The sequence below is a fragment of the Blastococcus sp. SYSU D01042 genome, from assembly GCF_054050515.1.
Window position 1 is genome coordinate 430,573 of sequence record NZ_JBJGZM010000002.1, and the last position, 22,576, is coordinate 453,148.

Consider the following 22,576-nt stretch of genomic DNA (forward strand, 5'->3'; position numbering starts at 1 on the left):
GCCACGCCGCACCGCCCCGGAGGCAATCCCGTGCTCGCCCGCATCGACCTGCGCGGATCCGCGCTGCCGGGAACCCGGGAGCTCGCCGGCCTGCTGCCGCGCGCCGCCACCGACATCGACTCCGTGCTCGCCACGGTCCGCCCGCTGTGCGAGGACGTGCGCATCCGCGGCGCCCAGGCCGTCCGCGAGATCACCGCGAGGCTCGACGGTGTGGACAACGAGGACTTCGCCGTCCCCCGGGAGGCGCTGGACCGGGCGCTGGCCGAGTGCGACCCCACCCTGCGCGCGGCGCTGGAGGAGGCGATCGCCCGCGTGCAGAAGGTGCACGCCGACCAGCGGCGCAGCGACGTCACCACCGAGGTGGTGCCCGGCGGCACGGTCACCGAGCGCTGGGTGCCGGTGCGCCGGGTCGGCCTCTACGTGCCGGGCGGGCTGGCCCCGCTGCTGTCCAGCGTGGTCATGAACGTGGTCCCGGCGCAGATCGCCGGCGTGGAGTCGATCGCCGTCGCCTCCCCGCCGCAGCGCGACCACGGTGGCCTGCCCGACCCCGGCGTGCTGGCCGCGTGCGCGCTGCTCGGCATCACCGAGGTGTACGCGGTCGGCGGCGCGCAGGCCGTGGCGGTGTTCGGCTACGGCGCCGGCTCCTGCGAGCCGGTCGACATGGTCACCGGCCCGGGCAACGTCTACGTCACCGCGGCCAAGCGGCTGCTGCGCGGGATCATCGGCATCGACTCCGAGGCCGGCCCCACCGAGGTCGCGATCCTCGCCGACGACATCGCCGACCCCGCGCACGTCGCCGCCGACCTGATCAGCCAGGCCGAGCACGACCCGCTGGCCGGCGCGGTGCTCGTCACCGACAGCGAGGCGCTCGCCGACGCCGTCCTGTCGCTGGTGCCCGGGCAGGTGGCCGCGACCAAGCACTCCGACCGGATCGGCACCGCCCTGGACGGCAGCCAGTCGGGGATCGTCCTGGTCGACGACCTCGACGCCGGGGTGCGCGTCGTGGACGCCTACGCCGCCGAGCACCTCGAGATCCAGACCCGCGACGCCCGCGCCGTCGCGCTGCGCGTGCGCAACGCCGGCGCGATCTTCGTGGGCGCCTGGTCGCCGGTGTCGCTCGGCGACTACGCGGCCGGGTCCAACCACGTGCTGCCCACCGGCGGGTGCGCCCGGTTCTCCAGCGGGCTGAGCGTGCAGTCGTTCCTGCGCGGCATCCACCTGGTCGAGTACGACGAGCAGGCCCTCGCAGGCGTCGCCGGGCACATCGACGCGCTCGCCGGTGCCGAGGACCTGCCCGCGCACGCCGCCGCGGTGCGGATCCGCCAGCGGTGACGTCGATGGACGAGCTCCCGCTGCGGCCGGAGCTGCGCGGTCGCACGCCCTACGGCGCCCCGCAGGTGCCCGCCCGGCACCGGTTGAACACCAACGAGAACCCGCACCCGTTGCCCGACGAGCTGCTCGCCGACCTGGGGGCGGCGCTCGGGCACGCGGCGCTGGAGCTCAACCGGTACCCCGACCGCGACGCCCGCGAGCTGCGCGCCGACCTGGCCGGCTACCTCACCCGGTCGGCCGGGACGCCGGTGCAACCCGCCCAGGTGTGGGCGGCCAACGGCTCCAACGAGGTGCTGCAGCAGATCCTGCAGGCCTTCGGCGGCGCGGGCCGCACGGCGCTGGGCTTCACGCCGTCCTACTCGATGCACCCGATCATCAGCGCCGGCACCGGTACCGCGTGGGTCGACGGGCACCGCCGGGCGGACTTCACGATCGACCCGGCCGCCGCCGTCGCCCAGCTGCGCGAGGTGTCCCCGGACGTCGTCTTCGTGACCAGCCCGAACAACCCCACCGGCACCGCGGTGCCGCTGGCGACCATCGAGGAGCTGTACGAGGCGACGTCCGGCGTGGTCGTCGTCGACGAGGCCTACGCCGAGTTCGCCCGTACCGGCACCCCGTCGGCGCTGACCCTGCTCGAGGGCCGGCCGCGGCTGGTCCTCAGCCGGACGATGAGCAAGGCGTTCGGCATGGCGGGGCTGCGGCTGGGCTACCTCGCTGCCGATCCCGCCGTCGTCGACGCGCTCCAGCTGGTCCGGCTGCCCTACCACCTGAGCTCGCTGACCCAGGCCGCCGCCCGGGCCGCTCTCGCGCACACCGACGCGCTGCTCGCCACGGTGGACGCCGTCCGCGCCCAGCGCGACCGGATCGTCACCGAGCTGCCCGCGCTGGGGCTGACCAGCGTGCCCAGCGACGCCAACTTCGTGCTGTTCGGGCGGTTCGCCGACGCGCCGGCCGCGTGGCAGGCGCTGCTCGACCGCGGCGTGCTCGTGCGCGACGTGGGCCTGCCCGGGTGGCTGCGGGTGACGGCCGGCACCGCGGAGGAGACCGATGCGTTCCTCACCGCGCTGGGTGAGGTCGTGCGAGTACAGCCCACCGCTCTGGGAGACTGAGCCCATGACCGCACCTGCACGCCGCACCGCCCGGGTGGAGCGCGCGACCAGCGAGACCAAGCTGGTCGTGGAGCTCGACCTCGACGGCACCGGCACCAGCTCGATCAGCACGGGCGTCGGCTTCTACGACCACATGCTCACCGCGCTGTCGAAGCACAGCGGCATCGACCTGACCGTGCAGGCCGACGGCGACCTGCACATCGACGCCCACCACACCGTCGAGGACGTCGCCATCGCGCTGGGTCAGGCGTTCGCGCAGGCGCTGGGCGACAAGCGCGGCATCACGCGGTACGGCGACGCGACCATCCCCATGGACGAGGTGCTCGCCCAGGCCGCCGTCGACCTCTCCGGCCGCCCGTACTTCGTGCACGCCGAGCCCGACGGCATGACGCCGATGATCGGGCCGGACTACCCGACGTCGCTCACCAAGCACGTGCTCGAGTCGTTCGCGTTCAACGCGCGGATCAGCCTGCACGTGCGCGTGCTCCACGCCGGCCGCGATGCCCACCACATCGTCGAGGGGCAGTTCAAGGCGCTCGCCCGTGCGCTGCGCCAGGCGGTCGCCCTCGACCCCCGCATCACCGACGTCCCCTCCACCAAGGGCGCCCTGTAACCGGTGAACACCGGCCTGGTCCTCCTGCTCGTCGGAGGGTTCCTCCTCGGCGGGGCGTGGAGCGTCTGGAGCGTCGACGAGGACGACCCACGGCGGGGCGCCCCGCAGGTCGTGTTCGCCGTCGTCCTGCTGCTGGCCGCACTGCTGGCGTCGGCCTCGGGCGTCCTCCGGCTGGTCTGACCCGCCGATGAGCGGGGCGGACGAGCAGCGCTTCCTGCGCACCGTGCTGGCCGACCCGACGGTGCGGGCGGTGCTGGACCGGGCGCCCCGGCTCGGCGTCGGGGACTGGTGGCTGACCGCCGGGGTGCTGTTCCAGACGGTGTGGAACGACCTGACCGGGCGCCCGGCCGGCACCGGGATCCGGGACGCGGACCTGTTCTACTTCGACGAGGACACCTCGTGGGAGGCGGAGGACGCCGTCATCCGGGCGGGGGCGGAGCTGTTCGCCGACCTCCCGGTGCCGGTCGAGATCCGCAACGAGGCCCGGGTGCACCTCTGGTACGCCGAGCACTTCGGCGTCCCCGCGCCGCCGTTCCGCGACTGCGCCGACGCCATCGACCACTTCGCGGCGGTGTGCTGCTGCTTCGGCGTGACCACGTCCGTCGACGGCCGGCCGGAGGTCTACGCCCCGCACGGCTTCGACGACCTGTTCGGGCTCGTGGTGCGCCCCAACCGGCGGCTGGCGCCGCGCGAGGTCTACGAGGCCAAGGCCGCGCGCTGGCACGGGGAGTGGCCCGAGCTCGTGGTCCTGCCCTGGGACGCCGAGCCCGCTCGCTGAGCTACCGTCCGGGCGTGCCCGCAGCCGAGACCGACGGCGTCCTCGAGGAGCTCGTGGCCCGGGAGCCGCTGTTCCACCGGACCGAGCACGGGACCGGCCGCGCCGACTTCGAGGCGATGACCGCGCCGGACTTCTGGGAGGTCGGCGCCTCGGGCGCCCGCTACGACCGCGAATTCGTCTGGTCGGTGCTGGCGGAGCGCTACGCCGCGGAGGGGCCCGACGAGTGGGAGACCGGCGACTGGGAGGCCGGGGACTTCGCCTGCCGCCCGCTGGGCAGCGGTACGTACCTGCTGACCTACCGGCTGCGGCAGGGCGAGCGGGTCACCCGCCGCGCGACCGTCTGGGAGCGCGCCGCCGGCGGCTGGCGCGCCGTCTACCACCAGGGCACCGAGGTCGCCGCGAGCTGAGGGGTGGCCCGGCGCACCGCCGTCACGGGAATCACGGCGGGCCCTGCCGCGCTGGTCGGTAGCGTGGCAGGGGTGAAGAAGGTGGCGGTCCTCGACTACGGGTCGGGAAACCTGCGCTCGGCCGAGCGCGCGCTCGCGCGGGTCGGTGCCGACGTGACGGTGACGTCCGACGCGCAGACGGCGCTGGAGGCCGACGGCCTCGTCGTCCCCGGCGTCGGTGCGTTCGCCGCCTGCATGGAGGGCCTCAAGGCCGTCGACGGCCCACGGATCATCGGCCGCCGCCTCGCGGGCGGCCGTCCGGTGCTGGGCATCTGCGTCGGCATGCAGATCCTCTTCGACCGCGGCGTCGAGCACGGCCACGACGCCGAGGGCTGCGGCGAGTGGCCCGGCGTGGTGGAGGCGCTGCAGGCGCCGGTCCTCCCGCACATGGGCTGGAACCAGGTGGACGTCCCCACCGGCAGCGTCCTGTTCGACGGCATCGAGGACGAGCGCTTCTACTTCGTGCACTCCTACGGCGTCCGCGACTTCACCCTCGGCCAGGACGACCTGCCCTCCCCGCTGCCCAAGCCCAAGGTCACCTGGGCCGAGCACGGCGACCGCTTCGTCGCCGGCGTCGAGAACGCAGCGCTGTCCGCGACCCAGTTCCACCCCGAGAAGAGCGGCGACGCCGGCGCGCAGCTGCTCACCAACTGGCTGGGCACGCTGGACTGATCAGGGCAGCGCGAGCAGCCGGAGCGCCAGGAAGCCCGGCCGCTGCGCGAGCTTGTCGTACTCGGCCGGCCAGCGCTCCCGCAGCACCTCCGGCGCACGGGGCTCGACCAGCCGCTGGATGACGAACCCCGCGTCCGCCGCCGCGTCGCACAGGTCGGACAGCGGCTCGCGCCAGAACTGCACCTCGTGCCGCCCGGAGAGCATCGACCAGGCGTCGGTCTCCAGCACACGGTCGAAGTAGGAACCGCCCTTGCGCAGCCAGTCGGTGGTCGGGTGCTGGGTGGAGAGGACGACGGCGCCGCCCGGCCGCAGCACCCGGCGGAACTCGGCGAACGTCGCCCGCCGGTCCGCGACGTAGTGGATCGCCAGCGCGCACACCACCAGGTCGAACGCGCCGTCGGGGTGGGGGAGCGGCTCCTCCAGGCGCGCGACGTCGATCTCCGCGCGGTCGCCGACCCGCGCCCGGGCCAGCTCCACCATCGCGGTGCTCGCGTCGAAGCCGACGACCTCCGCGCCGCGGGCCAGCAGCTCCTCCGCGTACAGCCCTGGACCGCACCCGGCGTCCAGCACCCGCCGGCCGGCGACGTCCCCGAGCAGCTCGAGCACCGCCGGCCGGTCGTAGTGGGCGTTGTAGGCGCCGTCCTCGGCGTGGGTCAGGAACTCGTCGGCCATCCGGTCGTAGGGGCGCCACAGCTCGTCGGGCATCGGGCGAACCTAGCGGGGTGGAGCTCCCCAGCGCCCGCGGTGGACCACCTCGTCCAGGCCGCGCCGCCCGCGGCGCAGGGACGGCGAGCGCCGGTCGCCGTCCCCGGCGTAGCCGATCGACAGGCACCCGACCGGCCGGTACTCCTCGGGCACGCCGAAGGCTGCCCGCAGGCCGGCCACCTTGTCCGCCGGGACGCCGAAGAAGCAGGCCCCGAGCCCCTCGTCGACGGCGGTGAGCAGCACCAGCAGCGACGCCATGCCCGCGTCGACGTCCCAGTAGGGGACCGGCCAGCGCGCCTCGTCCCGGTCGGTCCAGCCCTTGTCGGGCTCGGCGTACCGGTCGAGGTAGGCCTGCTTGTTGGACAGCGGCACGACCAGGAGCGGCGCGCGCCGCATGCGGGTGAGCCAGCCGTCGGGCGCGCCGGCGTCGGTGGTCGCCGCCCAGAAGCGGCCCCGCTCCTCGGCGCTCTCCAGCACCAGGAACGCCCAGCCCTGGCTGAAGCCGGCCGACGGCGCCCGGATCGCGTGCTCGAGCAGCCGCTCCCGGATCTCGGGCGGCACCGGCCGGTCGGGGTCGTAGTCGCGCACCATCCGGCGGCGGCGGACCACCTCTGCGAACTCCACGCCGACAGCCTGCCGCAGGGCGCGGGCGGCACGCTCCTAGGCTGGTCGTCGTGCCGAAGCTGCAGCTGCTCCCCGCCGTCGACGTCGCCGACGGCCAGGCCGTCCGCCTCGTGCAGGGGGAGGCCGGGAGCGAGACCTCCTACGGCGACCCGCTGGAGGCCGCGATGCAGTGGCAGCGGGACGGCGCCGAGTGGGTCCACCTGGTCGACCTCGATGCCGCCTTCGGCCGTGGCTCCAACCGCGAGCTGCTGGCCCGCGTCGTCGGCGAGCTGGACGTCGACGTGGAGCTCTCCGGCGGCATCCGCGACGACGAGTCGCTGGCCGCGGCGCTGGCCACCGGCTGCCGGCGGGTCAACCTGGGCACCGCGGCGCTGGAGTCCCCGGAGTGGTGCGCCCGCGCCATCGCCGAGCACGGCGACCGCATCGCCGTCGGCCTCGACGTGCGCGGCACCCGGCTGGCCGCCCGCGGCTGGACCAAGGAGGGCGGCGAGCTGTACGAGACGCTGGCCCGCCTCGACGCCGAGGGCTGCGCGCGCTACGTCGTCACCGACATCACCAAGGACGGCACGCTGAAGGGGCCGAACCTGGAGCTGCTGCGCGAGGTCTGCGCCGCCACCACCCGCCCCGTCGTCGCGTCGGGCGGCGTCAGCTCGCTCGAGGACATCCGCGCGCTGGCCGGGCTGACCGCCGTCGGCGTCGAGGGCGCCATCGTGGGCAAGGCGCTCTACGCCGGTGCCTTCACGCTCCCGGAGGCCCTCCGGATCACCGAGGAGCTCGGATGAGCGTGGTCCGGCTGGGCTCGGGCAGCCCCTGGGAGGCGGTCGTCGGCTACAGCCGGGTCGTCGTCCGCGGCGACACCGCCTGGGTGAGCGGCACGACCTCCACCGTGGACGGCGCGGTGGCGCACCCCGGGGACGCCGCCGCGCAGACCCGCCAGTGCCTGGCCACCATCGCGGAGTCCTTGGAGCGGGCCGGCTTCACGCTGGGGGACGTCGTCCGCACGCGGATGTTCGTCACCGACATCTCCCGGTGGGAGGAGGTGGGGCGGGTGCACGGCGAGGTCTTCGGCGACGTCCGGCCGGCCACCACGATGGTGCAGGTCGCCGCGCTGATCGACCCGGAGCACCTGGTCGAGATCGAGGCCGACGCCGTGCGGGGGGCCGGGGCATGAGCTTGTCCGTGCGGGTCATCCCGTGCCTGGACGTCGACCAGGGGCGGGTGGTCAAGGGCGTCAACTTCGTCGACCTCCGGGACGCCGGCGACCCGGTCGAGATGGCCCGGGTCTACGACGCCGAGGGGGCCGACGAGCTGACCTTCCTCGACATCAGCGCCAGCTCCGGCGACCGCGAGACGACCTACGACGTCGTCCGGCGGACCGCCGAGAGCGTCTTCATCCCGCTCACCGTCGGCGGCGGGGTGCGCACCGTGGACGACGTCGACCGGCTCCTGCGGGCCGGCGCGGACAAGGTGGGCGTGAACACCGCCGCCGTCGCCCGGCCCGAGCTGATCGCCGAGATCGCCCAGCGGTTCGGCAGCCAGGTGCTGGTGCTCTCGGTCGACGCGCGCCGGGTGCGCGAGGGCGCGGCCACCGACTCCGGGTTCGAGATCACCACCCACGGCGGGCGCCGCGGCACGGGCCGCGACGCCGTCGAGTGGGTGGTGCAGGCCGCGGCCCTGGGTGTCGGCGAGGTGCTGCTCAACTCGATGGACGCCGACGGCACCCAGGCCGGCTTCGACACCGAGCTCATCCGCGCGGTGCGCCGCGAGGTGACCGTGCCGGTCATCGCCAGCGGGGGAGCGGGCCGGGTCGAGGACTTCCCGCCGGCGGTCGAGGCCGGGGCCGACGCGGTGCTGGCCGCGAGCGTCTTCCACTTCGGCAAGCTGCGGGTCGGCGACGTCAAGGCCGAGCTGTCCCGCGTGGGCGTGCCGGTCCGCTGAGGCTCGACGGCCGCGCGCCGCCGGGGCAGGGTGGGCGGCCCGACCGCGCCCAGGAGCTGCTGCCATGCACCTGCACCGCATCGTCCCCAACCTGACCGTCGACGACTCCACGTCCGGCCACGACTTCTACGAGGGCTTCCTCGGCCTGGAGAAGCAGTTCGACATGGGGTGGGTGGCCAGCTTCCGGTCGCCGTCGAACCCGAGCATCCAGGTCACCCTCGTCGCCGAGGACCCGACCGCGCCCGAGCCGTCGTCGATGAGCGTCGCGGTGGCCGACGTCGAGGCGGCCTACGCCGAGGCGCAGCGCCGCGGCTACGAGATCGTGCACCCGCTCACCCGCGAGCCGTGGGGCGTGCACCGGTTCTTCGTCCGCGACCCGCACGGCGTCGTCGTCAACGTGGTGGGCCACCCGGACTGACCGCGCCGCGGCCCCTCGCCTCCCCGGGCCGGGCGGAGGACGATGAGGCGGTCGGATCCGTTGCCCCCGGAGGCGGCCATGCGATTCCGCTTCAGCCTGACGACGAAGGCGTCGCCCGAGCAGGTGTTCGCGGCGTTCACCGACTTCACGGACCGCCGGCTCGAGGTGTGGCGGCGCACCCTCGACCCTGCCAAGTACCAACTGCTCGAGTCGGGGGAGGGCTGGGCCCTCGTCCGCGAGGGCAGCGCGGGCGTCCGGATCTGGGTGCTGCTGCGCTACGAGTGGGACGTGCCCGGCACCATCCGGTGGGCGCTGGTGGACAGCGACCACTGCGACGGCGGCAGCGGCGAGATCGACGTGGTCCCGGCCGCGGGCGGTGGCAGCCGGGTGGACGTCGTCATCGACCACCACCACCCGCGCGGGCTGCGGGGCGCCGCCATCCTGCTGGCGCAGCGGATCCTCGGCCCGGTCGCGTTCCCGCGCACGTGGCGAGCCGCGCTGGACCAGGTGGCCACCCGCACGAGCTGACGGCCGGTCAGGAGGTGGTCACCCGCGCCACGTCCCGCCGGCCCGAGGCCCACAGCAGCAGCTCGAGCGGCTCGCCCTCGACCGTGCGCTCCGCAAGCCCGATGCGCGCCTCCGCACCGGGCCGGTCCGTGCGCCGCAGCAGCACGCCGCGCCGCCCGGCGCCGCGCCGCGCGTACAGGGTCGCGGGCAGCCACAGCCGGTCCTGCACGGGGGTCGGCAGCTCCCGCGGCGCCCAGCCCGGCCGGGCCCGACGGACGTCCTCGTGGTGGATGGCGTACTCGGGGTCGTCGAAGCGGGCGAGCCCGGGCCAGGCCAGCGGCGACCACGCCGGCGGGCCGCTGCGCACCCGCGCCACCAGCTCGGCGTACGGCGTGCGCGTCCGGGCCGCGTCCTCGACGCGGTGCGCCCAGCCACCCAGGCGGCCCAGCCCCGGGACCATCTCCAGCGCGTACCCCGGCATGGCGTCGGGCCGCCGGTGGCGGACGACGAGGTGCGCGGCGAGGTGCGCGGTGGTCCAGCCCGCGCAGCAGGTCGGGGCGTCCGGGCCGAGCTCGAGGAGCAGGTCGGCGAGCGCACGGCGCTCCTGCGCGGCCAGCGCGCCGGCGGGGTCGGGGGCAGCGGTCATCGCCCGACGCTACCGACACGCACCCGGTGGAATAATCCGAATACCGTTCGGTTACCGGGTGAGATCCACGTAACATCCGCAGAGCCGGAACCGAACCACCCCGAGGAGCACCGTGCCGCGCCGCCGTCGAGAAGCCGTCGTGCGGCGAGGGATCCGACACCTCGGCCGAGCGATCGCGCTCCAGCCGAGGATCTTCGCCGCCGCCCTGCTGGGGAGCAGCCTGTTCGCCGTCATGACGGTGGCCAGCGCCTACGTCATCGGCGAGATCACCGAGCGCGTCGTCCTGCCGTCCTTCGACGAGGGCCGCGCCTCGACCGGAGCCCTGGCCCTCGCCGTCGCCGCGATCATCGGCGTGGCCCTGCTGCGGATCGTCGGCATCGTCGGGCGCCGCCTGCTCTCCGGGATCATGCAGTACCGCCTGCAGGCGCAGACGCGCCGCGAGGTGACCGGGCAGTACCTGCGGCTCCCGCTGTCCTGGCACCAGCAGCATCCCACCGGCCAGCTGCTGTCCAACGCCAACTCCGACGTGGAGGCGACCTGGTTCTTCGTCGCGCCGCTGGCGTTCGGCCTCGGTGCGGTCGTCATCATCTTCATCACCGGCGGCGCGATGGTCGCCACCGACCCGCTGCTGGCCCTCATCGGGTTCGTGGTCTTCCCGCTCGTGTTCGTCATCAACGCCCTGTACTCGCAGGTGATGAGCCCGCGCCAGCAGCGCGCGCAGCAGCTGCGCGCCGAGGTCAGCGAGATCGCGCACGAGAGCTTCGACGCCGCACTCGTGGTCAAGACCCTGGGCCGCGAGGAGTCGGAGACCGAGCGGTTCACCGCCCGCGCCGGTGAGCTGCGCGACGGGCTCATCGCGGTCGGCCGGGTCCGCGGGTTGTTCGACCCGCTCATCGAGTCGCTGCCCAACATCGGCACGCTCGCCGTCCTGCTGGTGGGTGCCCACCGGGTGGCCGACGGCGCGATCGACGTCGGTGAGCTGGTGTCCATCGCCTACCTGTTCACGCTCCTGGCACTGCCCATCCGGGCGATCGGCTGGGTGCTCGCCGAGCTGCCGCGGGCGCTCGCCGGCTACGACCGGATCACCCCGGTCCTGGAGGCGACCGGCGAGACGCCGTACGGGCCGGAGGACGCCGCCACGGCGGACGGCGGGGCGGCACTGGGACTGCAGGGGATCGGCTACACCTTCGCCGGCGTCGAGCGCCCGGCCGTCCGCGACGTCACCTTCGACGTCCCCGCCGGCGGCACCGTCGCAGTCGTCGGGCCGACCGGCTCCGGGAAGTCCACCCTGGCCGGGCTGCTGGTCCGGCTGGTCGACCCCGTCGACGGGACGGTCCTCCTGGACGGGCTCGACATCCGCCGCCTGCGGGAAGGGCAGGTCAGCGACCACGCCGCCTTCGTCGCCCAGCACGCCTTCCTCTTCGACGACACGGTGCGCGGCAACATCACCCTCGGCGGCGCGTACACGGACGAGGAGGTGTGGGCGGCGCTGCGGGTGGCCGCCGCCGACGACTTCGTGACCGCCCTGCCCGACGGCCTCGACACGCACGTCGGTGAACGGGGCGCCTCCCTGTCCGGCGGTCAGCGGCAGCGCCTGGCGCTGGCCCGGGCCATCGTCCGCCGGCCGCGGCTGCTCGTGCTCGACGACGCCACCAGCGCCGTCGACCCCGCCGTCGAGGCGCGCATCCTCGACGCGCTGCGGGCCAGCGACGCCCCGGCGACCGTGGTGGTCGTCGCGTACCGGCAGGCCACCATCGCGCTCGCCGACGAGGTCGTCTGGTTCGAGCACGGACGGGCGGTCGCGCGCGGCAGCCACGCGTACCTGCTCGGCGAGGTGCCCGGGTACGCCGACCTGGTGCGCGCCTACTCCCAGGCCGACGGGGTGCCGGCATGACCGTCACGCTGCCCGACGAGGACCGGCACGAGGGAGGCATCCGGACGCTGCGCCGCGGTCTGCGGATGATGCCCGAGTTCCGGCGCGGGCTCCCGCTGACCGTCCTGCTCGCCGTGCTGGCCACCGCGGGGCGGGTCGTCGTCCCCATCGCCGTCCAGCAGGTCCTCGACCGCGGCATCGGCGCGGCGGGTGGGCCCGATCTGGACTTCGTCACCTGGGTCGTGCTCGGTTGCGCGGTGGTCGTGGTGCTGACCGCCGTGGCGGTCTACCGGATGAACCTGCGGCTGTTCCGCACCACCGAGACCGCGCTGGCCGGCCTGCGGGTGCGGGCCTTCCGCCACGTGCACGACCTGTCCGCGGTGCACCAGCAGGGCGACAAGCGCGGCGCGCTGGTGTCGCGGGTGACCAGCGACGTCGACCAGCTGTCGCAGTTCATGCAGTGGGGCGGGGTGCTCGGTCTCATCAGCTTCGGCCAGCTGCTCGTGGCCACGGTGGTGATGTTCGTCTACTCGTGGCAGCTGACGCTGGTCGTCCTGGCCTGCTTCGTGCCGCTGGGCATCGCCGTCCGCTGGTTCGCCCGCAAGCTGGCCGTGGTCTACGGCGTGGTCCGCGAGCGGATCGGGGACCTGCTGGCCGCCGTCTCGGAGTCCGTCGTCGGCGCGTCGACCGTGCGCGCCTACGGGGTGCGGGAGCGCACCGCCGAGCGCATCGACGCGGCGATCGACCGGCACTACCGGGCGGCGGTCGATGCGCAGCGGGTGGCCGTCGGGGTGTTCGTCAGCGGCGAGTTCGCCGCCGCGCTGGCCAATGCCGCGCTGGTCGTCGCAGGTGTCTACCTGGGTCTCGCCGGTGACATCTCGGCGGGGACGCTGGTGGCCTTCCTGTTCCTGGTCACCCTCTTCGTCGCGCCGGTCCAGACCGCCAGCGAGGTCATCAACGAGGCGCAGAACGCGCTGGCCGGGTTCCGGCGGGTCCTCGACATCCTCGACACCGAGCCCGACGTGCGGGACCCGGCGACGGCCGCGCCGGAGAGCACCGTGCACCTGCCCGACGGCGTGCTGGGCGTCCGGTTCGACCACGTGACCTTCCGGTACGCGCCCGGCGCGCGGAAGGCGCTCGACGACGTCGACCTGACCATCGCGCCGCGCCGACGGGTGGCGATCGTCGGCGAGACCGGGTCGGGCAAGACCACCTTCGCCAAGCTGGTCACCCGGCTGATGGACCCGGTCGACGGACGGGTGCTCCTGGGGTCCGACGACGCCGGTTGGGTGCCGTTGCCCGACGTCGCCTTCGGGTCGCTGCGCGCGCGGGTCGTGATGGTGCCCCAGGACGGCTTCCTCTTCGACGCGACCGTCGCCGACAACGTCCGCTACGGCCGGCCGGGCATCAGCGACGCCGACGTCGCCCGGGCCTTCGACGACCTGGGGCTCACCGACTGGGTCACCGGCCTGCCCGACGGCGTGGCCAGCCCGGTCGGTCAGCGCGGCGAGTCGCTCTCGGCCGGCGAGCGGCAGCTCGTCGCCGTCGCCCGCGCCTACGTCGCCGACCCCGACCTGCTCGTGCTCGACGAGGCGACCAGTGCCGTCGACCCCGCCACGGAGCAGCGCCTCACCCGGGCGCTGGACACCCTGACCGCCGGGCGGACGACGCTGACCATCGCGCACCGGCTCTCCACCGCCGAGCGGGCCGACGAGGTGCTCGTGGTCGACAGCGGGCACGTGGTCCAGCGCGGCAGCCACGCCGAGCTGGTCGGGGTCGAGGGCACCTACGCGCGGCTGCACGCCTCGTGGCGCCGCTCGTCGGCCGGCGAGCCGGAACCCGTGGCCTGACCCGCTAGCGTCGCTGCCGTGGACAACAACACCGAGGCAGATGTCGTCGTCGTCGGAGCGGGCCTCGCCGGGCTGGTGGCCACCGCCGAGCTGGCCGACGCCGGCAAGCGGGTCGTCCTGGTCGACCAGGAGCCCGAGGCGAGCCTCGGCGGGCAGGCCTGGTGGTCCTTCGGCGGGCTCTTCCTCGTCGACTCCCCGGAGCAGCGCCGGCTGCGGGTGCACGACTCCCTCGAGCTGGCCCGCCAGGACTGGTTCGGCACGGCCGCCTTCGACCGCACCGAGGACCACTGGCCGCGGCAGTGGGCCGAGGCCTACCTGCAGTTCGCCGCGGGGGAGAAGCGGTCGTGGCTCAAGGAGCAGGGCATCGGCTTCTTCCCGGTCGTCGGGTGGGCCGAGCGCGGCGGGTACACCGCCACCGGCCACGGCAACTCGGTGCCGCGCTTCCACATCGTCTGGGGCACCGGACCCGGCGTCGTCGGCCCCTTCATCCGGCGGGTCCGGGCCGCGGTGGAGGCCGGCACGGTCGAGCTGCGGTTCCGCCACCGCGTGTCCGAGCTGGTCGTCACCGGCGGGGCCGTGACCGGCGTGCGCGGTGCGGTGCTCGAGCCCAGCGGCGTCGCCCGCGGCGAGGCCAGCTCGCGCGAGGAGGTCGCGCCGTTCGAGATCGGCGCGCAGGCCGTCGTCGTCACCTCGGGCGGCATCGGCGGCAACCACGAGCTGGTGCGGCGCAACTGGCCGGCCCGGCTCGGCCCGGCGCCGCAGCGGATGCTCTCCGGCGTCCCCGCGCACGTCGACGGGAAGATGCTGCAGGCCACGGCAGCCGCCGGTGCCAGCGTGGTGAACGAGGACCGCATGTGGCACTACACCGAGGGCATCGCCAACCACTCGCCGGTGTGGGCGCAGCACGGCATCCGCATCCTGCCCGGGCCCTCGTCGCTGTGGTTCGACGCGACCGGCCGCCGGCTGCCGGTGCCGCTGTTCCCCGGCTTCGACACCCTCGGCACGCTCGCGCACATCGGCACCACCGGGCACGAGCACACCTGGTTCGTCACGACGAAGAAGATCGTCGAGAAGGAGTTCGCGCTCTCGGGCTCCGAGCAGAACCCCGACCTCACCGGCAAGGACGTCAAGCTGCTGCTCAACCGCGCGCGGGCCGGTGTGTCGGCACCGGTGCAGGCCTTCCTCGACCGGGGCGAGGACTTCGTCGTCGCGACCACGCTGCCCGAGCTCGTCGCCGGGATGAACCGCATCACCGGCGGCACGCCGGAGATCGCCCTGGACGCGCTCGAGCGCGAGATCGTGGCCCGCGACCGGGAGATCGCCCACCCCTTCACCAAGGACCTGCAGGTCACCGCCATCCGCGGGGCCCGCAGCTACCTCGGGGACAAGCTCATTCGGGTGGCCCAGCCGCACCGCATCCTCGACCCGGAGGCCGGTCCGCTCATCGCCGTCCGGCTGAACATCATCACGCGCAAGAGCCTCGGCGGTCTGGAGACCGACCTGTCCGGCCGGGTGCTGCGGCCCGGTGGCGAGGTCTTCCCCGGCCTGTACGCCGCGGGCGAGGTCGCCGGCTTCGGCGGGGGCGGCATGCACGGCTACCGCTCCCTGGAGGGCACCTTCCTCGGCGGCTGCCTGTTCTCCGGCCGGACCGCCGGCCGCGCCGTCGCGGCCGCCCTGTGAGCGGGCCGCCGGGCGAGCGGGACCCCTGGTCGGACCCGACGGGGCCCGTCGAGCCCTACCCCGGCCCGCCGCGCACCGAGCCGCCCCCGCAGCAGCCCTACGCGGCTCCTCCGCCGTGGGGTCAGCAGCCCTACCAGCAGCCCTACGGCGCGCCGCCGCCGTGGGGGCAGCCCGCCTGGGGACCGGCGCCCTACGGTCCGCAGCCGTGGGGCCCGCCGCGCGAGCGCATGCCCGGGCAGGTGGTCGCGCCGGCGGTGCTCGCCTTCGTGCAGGCGGTCGTGGTGCTCATCGCCTCGCTCTACGTCTGGTTCTTCGCCTCGGTCGCCGACATCGCCTCCAGCGGCCGGCCCGGCGTCTACACCTCCGAGACCGCCCGCTCGCTGGCCACCGAGGGCACGGTGCTCGCCGTCGTCCAGCTGGCGTCGGTGGTCCTGCTGGTGGCGGGCGGCGTCCTCGCGCTCAACCGCCGGACCCCGACGGCCTACCGGCTGCTGGCCGGCGCGCTCGTCGTCCAGGTGGTGATCGCGCTGTACTGGGCCGGCCGGCTGCTCGACGTCCTCGGGACGCTCGGCGGCGGCGACGGCGAGGGGTCGCTGGCGGCGTTCTCGCTGTTCTTCCTGGTCCTCCCCGCCGTCGCCCTCGGGCTGCTGCTCAGCGGGGTGGCGCGGCGCTGGTTCACCGCCCCACCGGCCTGACGGGAGGACACGGCAGACTGGCGGGCATGCCCGACGCCCCGTCCGAGTCCGCCCTCGACCCCGAGCTCGCCGCCGCGCTGCGCCGCGGCCCCGACGGTCTGGTGACCGCGGTCGTCCAGCAGCACGACACCCGCGAGGTGCTCATGGTCGCGTGGATGGACGACGAGGCGCTGCGCCGCACCCTCACCACCGGGCGGGCGACGTACTGGTCGCGCAGCCGGCAGGAGCACTGGGTGAAGGGCGAGACCTCCGGTCACCGCCAGTGGGTCCGCGAGGTGCGCCTGGACTGCGACGGCGACACGCTGCTCGTGCTCGTCGACCAGGAGGGCCCGGCCTGCCACACCGGCGCGCCGAACTGCTTCTTCCGGGTGCTGCCCAGCGTGACCGGCGAACGCGCGGCGGCCGGCGCATGACGTCCGGGGTCGCGACGCCGGCGCGCGAGGAGTTCGCCCTCGACCGGCCGATGGTCCCCGTCGTGCGCCGCCTGCTGGCCGACAGCGAGACCGCGGTCGGCATCTACCGCAAGCTGGCCCGCAACCGGCCCGGCACGGTGCTGCTGGAGTCCGCCGAGCAGGGCAAGCGCTGGGCGCGGTACAGCTTCGTGGGCGCCCGCAGCGCCGGTGTCCTCACCGAGCGCGGCGGCGTCGCGCAGTGGCTGGGGGAGGAGATCCCCGGGCTCACCGACGCCCTGCCGGCCGATCCGCTGGCCGCCGTGCGCACGCTGGCCCGCCGGCTGCGCTCGCCGCGGACGCCGGGGCTCCCGCCGCTCACCGGCGGGCTGGTCGGGTACCTGGGCTACGACGTCGTCCGGCGGCTGGAGCGGCTGCCGGAGACCAGCACCGACGACCTCGGCATGCCCGAGCTCGCGATGATGCTGGTGACCGACCTGGCGGTGCTCGACCACTCCGACGGCACCGTGCTGCTGATCGCCAACGCGTTGCGCGGCGGCGACGCCGGCTACGACGACGCGGTGGCCCGGCTGGACGCGATGGCCGCCGACCTCACCCGCGCCGTCCCGCCGGGGGTGGCGGTGCTCGGCGAGGCGGAGGTCCCGGAGGTCACCAGCAACATGGCGCCCGGGGTCTACGAGGCCGGCGTCGAGCGGATCCGGGAGCACATCCGTGCCGGCGACGCCTTCCAGGTGGTCCTCGCGCAGCGCTTCGAGACGACGACCAGCGCGGACGCGCTGGACCTCTACCGGGTGCTGCGGGCCACCAACCCCTCGCCGTACATGTACCTGCTGCGCTTCGAGGGCCGGGAGTCGCCGTTCGACGTCGTCGGGTCCTCGCCGGAGGCGCTGGTGACGGTGACCGGCACGTCGGCCGTCGTCCACCCGCCGGCCGGCACGCGGCCGAGGGGTGCGACCCCGGAGGAGGACGTCCGGCTCGCCGAGGGGCTGCTGGCCGACCCCAAGGAGCGCGCCGAGCACGTGATGCTGGTCGACCTGGCCCGCAACGACCTGGGCCGGGTGTGCGTGCCGGGCTCGGTCGAGGTGCCCGACTTCATGCGGGTCGAGCACTACAGCCACGTGATGCACCTGGTCTCGACGGTCGCCGGTGAGGTCGCGCCGGGGCACGACGCCCTCGACGTCTTCGACGCGACCTTCCCGGCCGGCACCGTCTCCGGTGCGCCCAAGCCGCGCGCCATGGAGATCATCGAGAGCCTCGAGCCCACCCGGCGGGCGCTGTACGCCGGCACCGTGGGCTACGTCGACGCCAGCGGCGACATGGACATGGCCATCGCGATCCGCACCGCGGTGCTGCACGCCGGCCGGGCCTACGTGCAGGCCGGCGCCGGCGTGGTGGCCGACAGCGACCCCGCGACCGAGGAGGCCGAGACCCGGCACAAGGCGCGGGCGGTGCTGTCGGCGATCGCGCGGGCCGAAGGGCTGCGCGAGCTGTGAGCGCGGAGGGCCGCCGCGAGCTCACGGCGGCGGTGCTCGGCGCGGTGCTCGCCGGAGCGCTGGCGCTCGTCGCCGGCGGCCAGGCGTGGGCGTCGGTCACCGCGGAGCGGCGGGCGCCGCTGCCCCCGGTGAGCGCCGAGCTGTCCGGCTCCGAGGCCGCCCCCCTGGTGCCGGCCGCCGGGCTGGTGCTGCTGGCCGCCGCGGTCGCGCTGCTCGCGGTGCGCGGCGCCGGCCGGGTCGGCGTCGGGCTGCTCACCGCCGCCGCGGGGGGCGCGCTGGCCTGGTCCGGGCTGCGCGCCCTCACCGGCGGCCTGGACGACGCGGGCACCGACCTGCCCGGCCTGGCGGGTGCCACGGTGACGGGCACCGGCGCCGAGGTGTCCGCGGTCTGGCCGGTGCTCGCCGTGCTGGCCGGCCTGGTCGCCGTCGCCACCGGGGCGGTCACCGTGCTGCGCGGCCGCGGGTGGCCGGCGATGGGCCGCCGCTACGAGCGCGCCGGCGCCGCCGCAGGGACCGCTGCTGCCGCCGCGCCGGCCCGCCCGCGCACCGACGAGGACCGCGCGGTCGACGCGTGGAAGGCGCTGGACCGCGGCGAGGACCCCACCGACTCCCCGCGGGAGGCGTAGCGCAGCGGGCTGCGGTCGCGCCGACGGCCCCCTCACCAGGGCCGGATCGGTGCCCGCTCTAGAGTGAGCCCACCGATCCGGCTGGTGAGGGGACGACGTGCGACAGGCAGTGCGAACGAGCGGCGGGCGGGCGACCGCGCCGGTGGGGACGACCCCGTGAACGTCCTCGACGAGATCGTCGCCGGCGTCCGGGAGGACGTCGCCGCCCGCGAGGCGCTCACCCCCCTGGTCGAGGTCAAGGCCGCCGCGCGCGACGCCCGGCCGGCGCTGGACGCCCTGGCCGCGCTGCGCGCCCCGGGCGTCGGGGTCATCGCCGAGGTCAAGCGCCGCAGTCCCTCGAAGGGCGAGCTGGCCGACATCGCGGACCCCGCGGAGCTCGCCCGGCAGTACGCCGCCGGCGGTGCCCGGGTCATCTCGGTGCTCACCGAGCGCCGCCGCTTCGGCGGCTCGCAGGCCGACCTGGACGCGGTGCGCGCCGTGGTCGACGTCCCGGTGCTGTGCAAGGACTTCGTGGTCAGCAGCTACCAGGTGCACGAGGCGCGGGCGCACGGTGCCGACGTCGTGCTGCTCATCGTCGCCGCACTGGAGCAGAACGCCCTCACCGGCCTGCTGGAGCGGGTCGAGTCCCTCGGCATGACCGCCCTGGTCGAGGTGCACACCGAGGCCGAGGCCGACCGCGCGCTGGCCGCCGGCGCCGCGGTCATCGGGGTCAACGCCCGCGACCTCACCACGCTGGAGGTCGACCGCTCCACCTTCGAGAGGATCGCCCCCGGGCTGCCCTCGGAGGTGGTCAAGGTCGCCGAGTCCGGCGTCCGCGGACCGCACGACCTCATCGGCTACGCGGCGGCGGGTGCCGACGCGGTGCTCGTGGGGGAGGGGCTGGTGACCGCCGGCGACGCCCGTCAGGCCGTGGCCGACCTGGTCACGGCCGGGGCGCACCCCGCCACGCCGCGCACGACCCGCTGACCCCCTGCCCCTGCCGGTCCGCCGCACGCGGGACACTGGGCGCATGACGACGACCAGCCCACCGCAGCCCGGAGACCTGTCCCTCCCGGCGCGCCCGGGCTGGCCCGACGCCACCGGCCACTTCGGCGTCTTCGGCGGCCGCTTCGTGCCCGAGGCGCTGATCGCCGCGCTCGACGAGCTGACCGAGGCCTACGAGGCCATGCGGGTGGACCCGGTCTTCCTCGAGGAGTTCGCCCGCCTGCAGCGCGACTACACCGGCCGGCCCAGCCCGGTCACCGAGGTGCCGAAGTTCGCCGCGCACGCCGGCGGCGCCCGCGTCCTGCTCAAGCGCGAGGACCTCAACCACACCGGCTCGCACAAGATCAACAACGTGCTGGGCCAGGCGCTGCTGACCAAGCGCATCGGCAAGACCCGGGTGATCGCCGAGACCGGCGCCGGCCAGCACGGCGTCGCGACCGCCACCGCCGCCGCGCTGATGGGGCTGTCCTGCACCGTCTACATGGGCGAGGAGGACACCCGGCGGCAGGCGCTCAACGTGGCGCGGATGCGGCTGCTGGGCGCCGAGGTGATCCCGGTGACCACCGGCTCCCGCACGCTCAAGGACGCGATCAACGAGGCGTTCCGCGACTGGGTCACCAACGTGGAGACGACGAACTACGTGTTCGGCACGGTCGCCGGGCCGCACCCCTTCCCGGCGATGGTGCGCGACTTCCAGCGGGTGATCGGCGACGAGGCCCGCGCGCAGGTGCTCGAGCGGGAGGGCCGGCTGCCCGACGCCGTGCTCGCCTGCGTCGGCGGCGGCTCCAACGCGATCGGGATCTTCACCGCCTTCGTCCCCGACGAGGGCGTCCGGCTGCTCGGCCTGGAGGCCGCCGGCGACGGCGTGGACACCGGCCGGCACGCGGCGACGATCACCGGCGGTTCGCCCGGGGTGCTGCACGGGGCGCGGTCCTACCTGCTGCAGGACGAGAACGGCCAGACCATCGAGTCGCACTCGATCAGCGCCGGCCTGGACTACCCGGGCGTCGGGCCCGAGCACTCCTACCTGCACGACATCGGCCGAGCCGAGTACCGCCCGGTCACCGACGCCGAGGCCATGGAGGCCTTCGCGCTGCTGTGCCGCACCGAGGGCATCATCCCGGCGATCGAGTCCTCGCACGCCCTGGCCGGCGCGCTGCGGCTCGGCCGGGAGATCGGGCCGGACGCCCTGCTCCTGGTGAACCTCTCCGGCCGGGGCGACAAGGACGTCGAGACGGCGTCGCGCTGGTTCGGGCTGGGCGACCGCGAGGAGGTCGACCCGGGCCCGGGCCTGGACACCGACCAGCAGCCCACCGAGGGCGCGGTCAGCAACGACGAGGCCGTGTCCGGCCAGGACGCGGGGGAGACGGCGTGAGCAGCCTGCTGGCGGCGCGGATCGACGCGGCGAAGGCGGAGGGGCGGGCGGCGCTGATCGGCTACCTGCCCGTCGGCTACCCCGACGTCGACGGCTCCATCGAGGCCATGGTCGCCATGGTCGAGGCGGGCGCCGACGTGGTCGAGATAGGCGTCCCCTACAGCGACCCAGGCATGGACGGGCCGGTGATCCAGGAGGCGGTCGAGGTCGCGGTGCGGGCCGGCGTCGGCATGCGCGACGTGCTGCGGGCGGTCGAGGCGGTCGCCGCCGCCGGTGCCGCCGCCGTCGTCATGAGCTACTGGAACCCGATCGAGCGCTACGGCGTGGAGCGGTTCGCCACCGACCTGGCCGCCGCCGGGGGAGCGGGGGCCATCACCCCCGACCTCATCCCGGACGAGGCCGGCGCCTGGCTGACCGCCAGCGAGCAGGCGGACCTGGACCGCGTCTTCCTGGTCGCGCCGTCGTCCACGGACGCCCGGCTGCGCTCCACGACCGCTGCGAGCCGGGGCTTCGTGTACGTCGCCTCGACCATGGGGGTGACCGGCACCCGGGCGACCGTCGGGGACGCCGCACGGACGCTGGTCGCCCGCACGCGGGAGGCGGCGCCCGGCATGGCGCTGTGCGTCGGGCTCGGCGTCTCGAACGGCGCCCAGGCCGCGGAGATCGCCGCCTTCGCCGACGGCGTCATCGTCGGCTCGGCCTACGTCCGCGAGCTGCTCGAGGGGCGGGGCGCCGACGGCGTCCGCGCCCTCACCGCCGACCTGGCCGACGGCGTCCGCCGGGCGGGGGTGCCGGCATGACCGTGCTCGCCTCGATCCCGAGCCCGTCCCAGGGCGTGTGGGAGATCGGCCCGTTCCCGCTGCGCGCCTACGCGCTGGCCATCATCGCGGGCATCCTCGCCGCGATCTGGCTGACCGACCGGCGGTGGCGGGCGCGCGGCGGGGCGCCGGAGGACGTGCTGGACATCGCCGTGTGGGCGGTGCCCTTCGGAATCATCGGCGGCCGGATCTACCACGTCCTGACCAGCCCCCAGGCCTACTTCGGCGAGGGCGGCGAGCCGCTGGAGGCCTTCGCGATCTGGCGGGGAGGGCTCGGCATCTGGGGCGCCATCTTCTTCGGCGGCGTCGGCGCCTGGATCGCCTGCCGCCGGCGGGGCATCCCGCTGCCCGCCTTCGCCGACGCGATCGCCCCCGGCCTGCTGGTCGCCCAGGCGATCGGCCGGCTGGGCAACTGGTTCAACCAGGAGCTCTACGGCCGGCCCACCGACCTGCCCTGGGCCCTGGAGATCGACCCGGCGTACCGGCAGACCGGCTACGAGGCGTTCGAGACCTTCCACCCGACGTTCCTCTACGAGCTGCTGTGGAACCTGGCGGCGGCAGCCGTCGTCATCTGGGCCGACCGCCGGTTCCGGCTGTCGCACGGCCGCGCGTTCGCCCTCTACGTCGCGCTCTACTGTACCGGCCGGCTCTGGATCGAGCTGCTGCGCATCGACGACGCCAACCGCGTCCTCGGCGTCCGGCTCAACGTCGTCACCTGCGTCGTCGTGGGGCTGCTCGCTGTGGCCTACCTGGTCTGGCAGCGCGGCCGCCCCCGCGAGGTCATCACCCGGGGCGCCGACCGCGCCGCGGAGGACTCCGGCATGCCGGAGGGGGCCGGCGGGGCGGAGGCGGCGGCGCGCGAGGACGCCGTGCCCGAGGGCGGATCCACCCGCAGCGACGGCGCCGGACCCGGCGGACCGGCCTGAGCCGGACAGCCACCGCAGTGTTCCTGCCGACGTGCCGCAGGGGATGTTTCTCACTCCT

At 75.1% G+C, this 22,576-nt stretch carries 26 protein-coding genes; 23 read left to right on the forward strand and 3 right to left on the reverse strand.

The window, feature by feature from the left end; all coding sequences use genetic code 11:
• The first annotated feature begins 30 nt into the window (after window positions 1–30).
• The 7 genes from hisD (at window position 31) to hisH (ending at window position 4,950) form a co-directional block, all read left to right on the forward strand.
• On the forward strand, window positions 31–1,332 hold the full coding sequence (hisD, locus tag ACI79H_RS06280) for a histidinol dehydrogenase (protein WP_456553518.1): 1,302 nt from the start codon (window positions 31–33) through the stop codon (window positions 1,330–1,332).
• A gap of 5 nt (window positions 1,333–1,337) precedes the next feature.
• Window positions 1,338–2,441: a histidinol-phosphate transaminase gene (locus ACI79H_RS06285; RefSeq protein ID WP_456553519.1), complete on the forward strand. Its 1,104-nt coding sequence runs from the start codon at window positions 1,338–1,340 to the stop codon at window positions 2,439–2,441.
• A 4-nt stretch (window positions 2,442–2,445) separates the two neighbouring features.
• A complete protein-coding gene (hisB, locus tag ACI79H_RS06290; RefSeq protein ID WP_456553520.1) occupies window positions 2,446–3,054 on the forward strand; it encodes an imidazoleglycerol-phosphate dehydratase HisB in 609 nt (202 codons plus the stop codon).
• 3 nt (window positions 3,055–3,057) lie between these two features.
• Window positions 3,058–3,234: a hypothetical protein gene (locus tag ACI79H_RS06295; protein WP_456553521.1), complete on the forward strand. Its 177-nt coding sequence runs from the start codon at window positions 3,058–3,060 to the stop codon at window positions 3,232–3,234.
• 7 nt (window positions 3,235–3,241) lie between these two features.
• Complete coding sequence (locus ACI79H_RS06300; protein WP_456553522.1) at window positions 3,242–3,832, forward strand: nucleotidyltransferase family protein; 591 nt, start codon at window positions 3,242–3,244, stop codon at window positions 3,830–3,832.
• A 14-nt stretch (window positions 3,833–3,846) separates the two neighbouring features.
• Window positions 3,847–4,239, forward strand: a complete 393-nt coding sequence (locus ACI79H_RS06305; protein WP_456553523.1) for a nuclear transport factor 2 family protein — start codon at window positions 3,847–3,849, stop codon at window positions 4,237–4,239.
• Between the two features lie 72 nt (window positions 4,240–4,311).
• Window positions 4,312–4,950, forward strand: a complete 639-nt coding sequence (gene hisH / locus ACI79H_RS06310) for an imidazole glycerol phosphate synthase subunit HisH (RefSeq protein ID WP_456553524.1) — start codon at window positions 4,312–4,314, stop codon at window positions 4,948–4,950.
• Here the strand turns inward: hisH and ACI79H_RS06315 are convergent, their stop codons facing one another.
• Window positions 4,951–5,655 carry a class I SAM-dependent methyltransferase gene (locus tag ACI79H_RS06315; RefSeq protein WP_456553525.1) on the reverse strand — a complete coding sequence of 235 codons (705 nt, stop codon included), beginning with the start codon at window positions 5,653–5,655 and terminating at the stop codon, window positions 4,951–4,953.
• A 9-nt stretch (window positions 5,656–5,664) separates the two neighbouring features.
• Window positions 5,665–6,279, reverse strand: coding sequence for a nitroreductase family protein (locus tag ACI79H_RS06320; RefSeq protein ID WP_456553526.1), 615 nt, complete (start codon window positions 6,277–6,279; stop codon window positions 5,665–5,667).
• A 50-nt stretch (window positions 6,280–6,329) separates the two neighbouring features.
• Between ACI79H_RS06320 and priA the strand changes: the two genes are divergently transcribed.
• From priA to ACI79H_RS06345, 5 genes are all read left to right on the forward strand, one after another.
• The gene (gene priA / locus ACI79H_RS06325; RefSeq protein WP_456553527.1) at window positions 6,330–7,061 is read left to right on the forward strand and encodes a bifunctional 1-(5-phosphoribosyl)-5-((5-phosphoribosylamino)methylideneamino)imidazole-4-carboxamide isomerase/phosphoribosylanthranilate isomerase PriA; all 732 of its coding nucleotides are present in this window, start codon (window positions 6,330–6,332) and stop codon (window positions 7,059–7,061) included.
• The gene (locus ACI79H_RS06330; RefSeq protein ID WP_456553528.1) at window positions 7,058–7,450 is read left to right on the forward strand and encodes a RidA family protein; all 393 of its coding nucleotides are present in this window, start codon (window positions 7,058–7,060) and stop codon (window positions 7,448–7,450) included. The genes priA and ACI79H_RS06330 overlap by 4 nt, the downstream gene beginning before the upstream one ends.
• Window positions 7,447–8,217, forward strand: a complete 771-nt coding sequence (gene hisF, locus ACI79H_RS06335) for an imidazole glycerol phosphate synthase subunit HisF (protein WP_456553529.1) — start codon at window positions 7,447–7,449, stop codon at window positions 8,215–8,217. The genes ACI79H_RS06330 and hisF overlap by 4 nt, the downstream gene beginning before the upstream one ends.
• Before the next feature lie 64 nt (window positions 8,218–8,281).
• On the forward strand, window positions 8,282–8,635 hold the full coding sequence (locus tag ACI79H_RS06340) for a VOC family protein (protein WP_456553530.1): 354 nt from the start codon (window positions 8,282–8,284) through the stop codon (window positions 8,633–8,635).
• Window positions 8,636–8,713: 78 nt separating this feature from the next.
• Complete coding sequence (locus tag ACI79H_RS06345) at window positions 8,714–9,163, forward strand: SRPBCC family protein (protein WP_456553531.1); 450 nt, start codon at window positions 8,714–8,716, stop codon at window positions 9,161–9,163.
• A 7-nt stretch (window positions 9,164–9,170) separates the two neighbouring features.
• Here ACI79H_RS06345 and ACI79H_RS06350 read toward each other — a convergent pair whose 3' ends face one another.
• A complete protein-coding gene (locus ACI79H_RS06350; protein WP_456553532.1) occupies window positions 9,171–9,788 on the reverse strand; it encodes a TIGR03085 family metal-binding protein in 618 nt (205 codons plus the stop codon).
• Between the two features lie 139 nt (window positions 9,789–9,927).
• Here ACI79H_RS06350 and ACI79H_RS06355 point away from each other — a divergent pair, with 139 nt between their 5' ends.
• The 11 genes from ACI79H_RS06355 to lgt all read left to right on the forward strand — a co-directional run bounded on the left by ACI79H_RS06355 (window position 9,928) and on the right by lgt (window position 22,518).
• Entirely contained in the window at window positions 9,928–11,682 is a 1,755-nt protein-coding gene (locus tag ACI79H_RS06355; RefSeq protein ID WP_456553533.1) for an ABC transporter ATP-binding protein, read from the forward strand.
• Window positions 11,679–13,511 carry an ABC transporter ATP-binding protein gene (locus tag ACI79H_RS06360; protein WP_456553534.1) on the forward strand — a complete coding sequence of 611 codons (1,833 nt, stop codon included), beginning with the start codon at window positions 11,679–11,681 and terminating at the stop codon, window positions 13,509–13,511. Before ACI79H_RS06355 ends, ACI79H_RS06360 begins: the two co-directional genes overlap by 4 nt.
• Before the next feature lie 18 nt (window positions 13,512–13,529).
• The gene (locus ACI79H_RS06365) at window positions 13,530–15,191 is read left to right on the forward strand and encodes an FAD-binding dehydrogenase (protein WP_456553535.1); all 1,662 of its coding nucleotides are present in this window, start codon (window positions 13,530–13,532) and stop codon (window positions 15,189–15,191) included.
• Window positions 15,188–15,886, forward strand: coding sequence for a hypothetical protein (locus ACI79H_RS06370; RefSeq protein ID WP_456553536.1), 699 nt, complete (start codon window positions 15,188–15,190; stop codon window positions 15,884–15,886). The genes ACI79H_RS06365 and ACI79H_RS06370 overlap by 4 nt, the downstream gene beginning before the upstream one ends.
• Window positions 15,887–15,912: 26 nt before the next feature.
• Complete coding sequence (gene hisI, locus ACI79H_RS06375) at window positions 15,913–16,299, forward strand: phosphoribosyl-AMP cyclohydrolase (RefSeq protein WP_456553537.1); 387 nt, start codon at window positions 15,913–15,915, stop codon at window positions 16,297–16,299.
• Window positions 16,296–17,789 carry an anthranilate synthase component I gene (locus ACI79H_RS06380; RefSeq protein ID WP_456553538.1) on the forward strand — a complete coding sequence of 498 codons (1,494 nt, stop codon included), beginning with the start codon at window positions 16,296–16,298 and terminating at the stop codon, window positions 17,787–17,789. The genes hisI and ACI79H_RS06380 overlap by 4 nt, the downstream gene beginning before the upstream one ends.
• Window positions 17,786–18,415 (forward strand): Trp biosynthesis-associated membrane protein, encoded by a 630-nt coding sequence (locus ACI79H_RS06385; RefSeq protein WP_456553539.1) that lies wholly within the window; start codon window positions 17,786–17,788, stop codon window positions 18,413–18,415. The genes ACI79H_RS06380 and ACI79H_RS06385 overlap by 4 nt, the downstream gene beginning before the upstream one ends.
• Window positions 18,416–18,571: 156 nt before the next feature.
• On the forward strand, window positions 18,572–19,381 hold the full coding sequence (gene trpC, locus ACI79H_RS06390) for an indole-3-glycerol phosphate synthase TrpC (RefSeq protein WP_456553540.1): 810 nt from the start codon (window positions 18,572–18,574) through the stop codon (window positions 19,379–19,381).
• Between the two features lie 43 nt (window positions 19,382–19,424).
• Complete coding sequence (trpB, locus tag ACI79H_RS06395) at window positions 19,425–20,774, forward strand: tryptophan synthase subunit beta (protein ID WP_456553541.1); 1,350 nt, start codon at window positions 19,425–19,427, stop codon at window positions 20,772–20,774.
• Complete coding sequence (trpA, locus tag ACI79H_RS06400) at window positions 20,771–21,574, forward strand: tryptophan synthase subunit alpha (RefSeq protein WP_456553542.1); 804 nt, start codon at window positions 20,771–20,773, stop codon at window positions 21,572–21,574. Before trpB ends, trpA begins: the two co-directional genes overlap by 4 nt.
• Complete coding sequence (gene lgt, locus ACI79H_RS06405; protein ID WP_456553543.1) at window positions 21,571–22,518, forward strand: prolipoprotein diacylglyceryl transferase; 948 nt, start codon at window positions 21,571–21,573, stop codon at window positions 22,516–22,518. The genes trpA and lgt overlap by 4 nt, the downstream gene beginning before the upstream one ends.
• The last annotated feature ends 58 nt before the right edge of the window (window positions 22,519–22,576 follow it).

Bases quoted from the DNA above. Each gene is read 5' to 3' on its own strand.
- ACI79H_RS06285 (WP_456553519.1), top strand. From the start codon at position 1,338: ATGGACGAGCTCCCGCTGCGGCCGGAGCTGCGCGGTCGCACGCCCTAC.
- hisB (WP_456553520.1), top strand. From the start codon at position 2,446: ATGACCGCACCTGCACGCCGCACCGCCCGGGTGGAGCGCGCGACCAGC.
- ACI79H_RS06300 (WP_456553522.1), top strand. From the start codon at position 3,242: ATGAGCGGGGCGGACGAGCAGCGCTTCCTGCGCACCGTGCTGGCCGAC.
- ACI79H_RS06315 (WP_456553525.1), bottom strand. From the start codon at position 5,655: ATGCCCGACGAGCTGTGGCGCCCCTACGACCGGATGGCCGACGAGTTC.
- ACI79H_RS06330 (WP_456553528.1), top strand. From the start codon at position 7,058: ATGAGCGTGGTCCGGCTGGGCTCGGGCAGCCCCTGGGAGGCGGTCGTC.
- hisF (WP_456553529.1), top strand. From the start codon at position 7,447: ATGAGCTTGTCCGTGCGGGTCATCCCGTGCCTGGACGTCGACCAGGGG.
- ACI79H_RS06340 (WP_456553530.1), top strand. From the start codon at position 8,282: ATGCACCTGCACCGCATCGTCCCCAACCTGACCGTCGACGACTCCACG.
- ACI79H_RS06345 (WP_456553531.1), top strand. From the start codon at position 8,714: ATGCGATTCCGCTTCAGCCTGACGACGAAGGCGTCGCCCGAGCAGGTG.
- ACI79H_RS06350 (WP_456553532.1), bottom strand. From the start codon at position 9,788: ATGACCGCTGCCCCCGACCCCGCCGGCGCGCTGGCCGCGCAGGAGCGC.
- ACI79H_RS06360 (WP_456553534.1), top strand. From the start codon at position 11,679: ATGACCGTCACGCTGCCCGACGAGGACCGGCACGAGGGAGGCATCCGG.
- hisI (WP_456553537.1), top strand. From the start codon at position 15,913: ATGCCCGACGCCCCGTCCGAGTCCGCCCTCGACCCCGAGCTCGCCGCC.
- ACI79H_RS06380 (WP_456553538.1), top strand. From the start codon at position 16,296: ATGACGTCCGGGGTCGCGACGCCGGCGCGCGAGGAGTTCGCCCTCGAC.
- trpB (WP_456553541.1), top strand. From the start codon at position 19,425: ATGACGACGACCAGCCCACCGCAGCCCGGAGACCTGTCCCTCCCGGCG.
- lgt (WP_456553543.1), top strand. From the start codon at position 21,571: ATGACCGTGCTCGCCTCGATCCCGAGCCCGTCCCAGGGCGTGTGGGAG.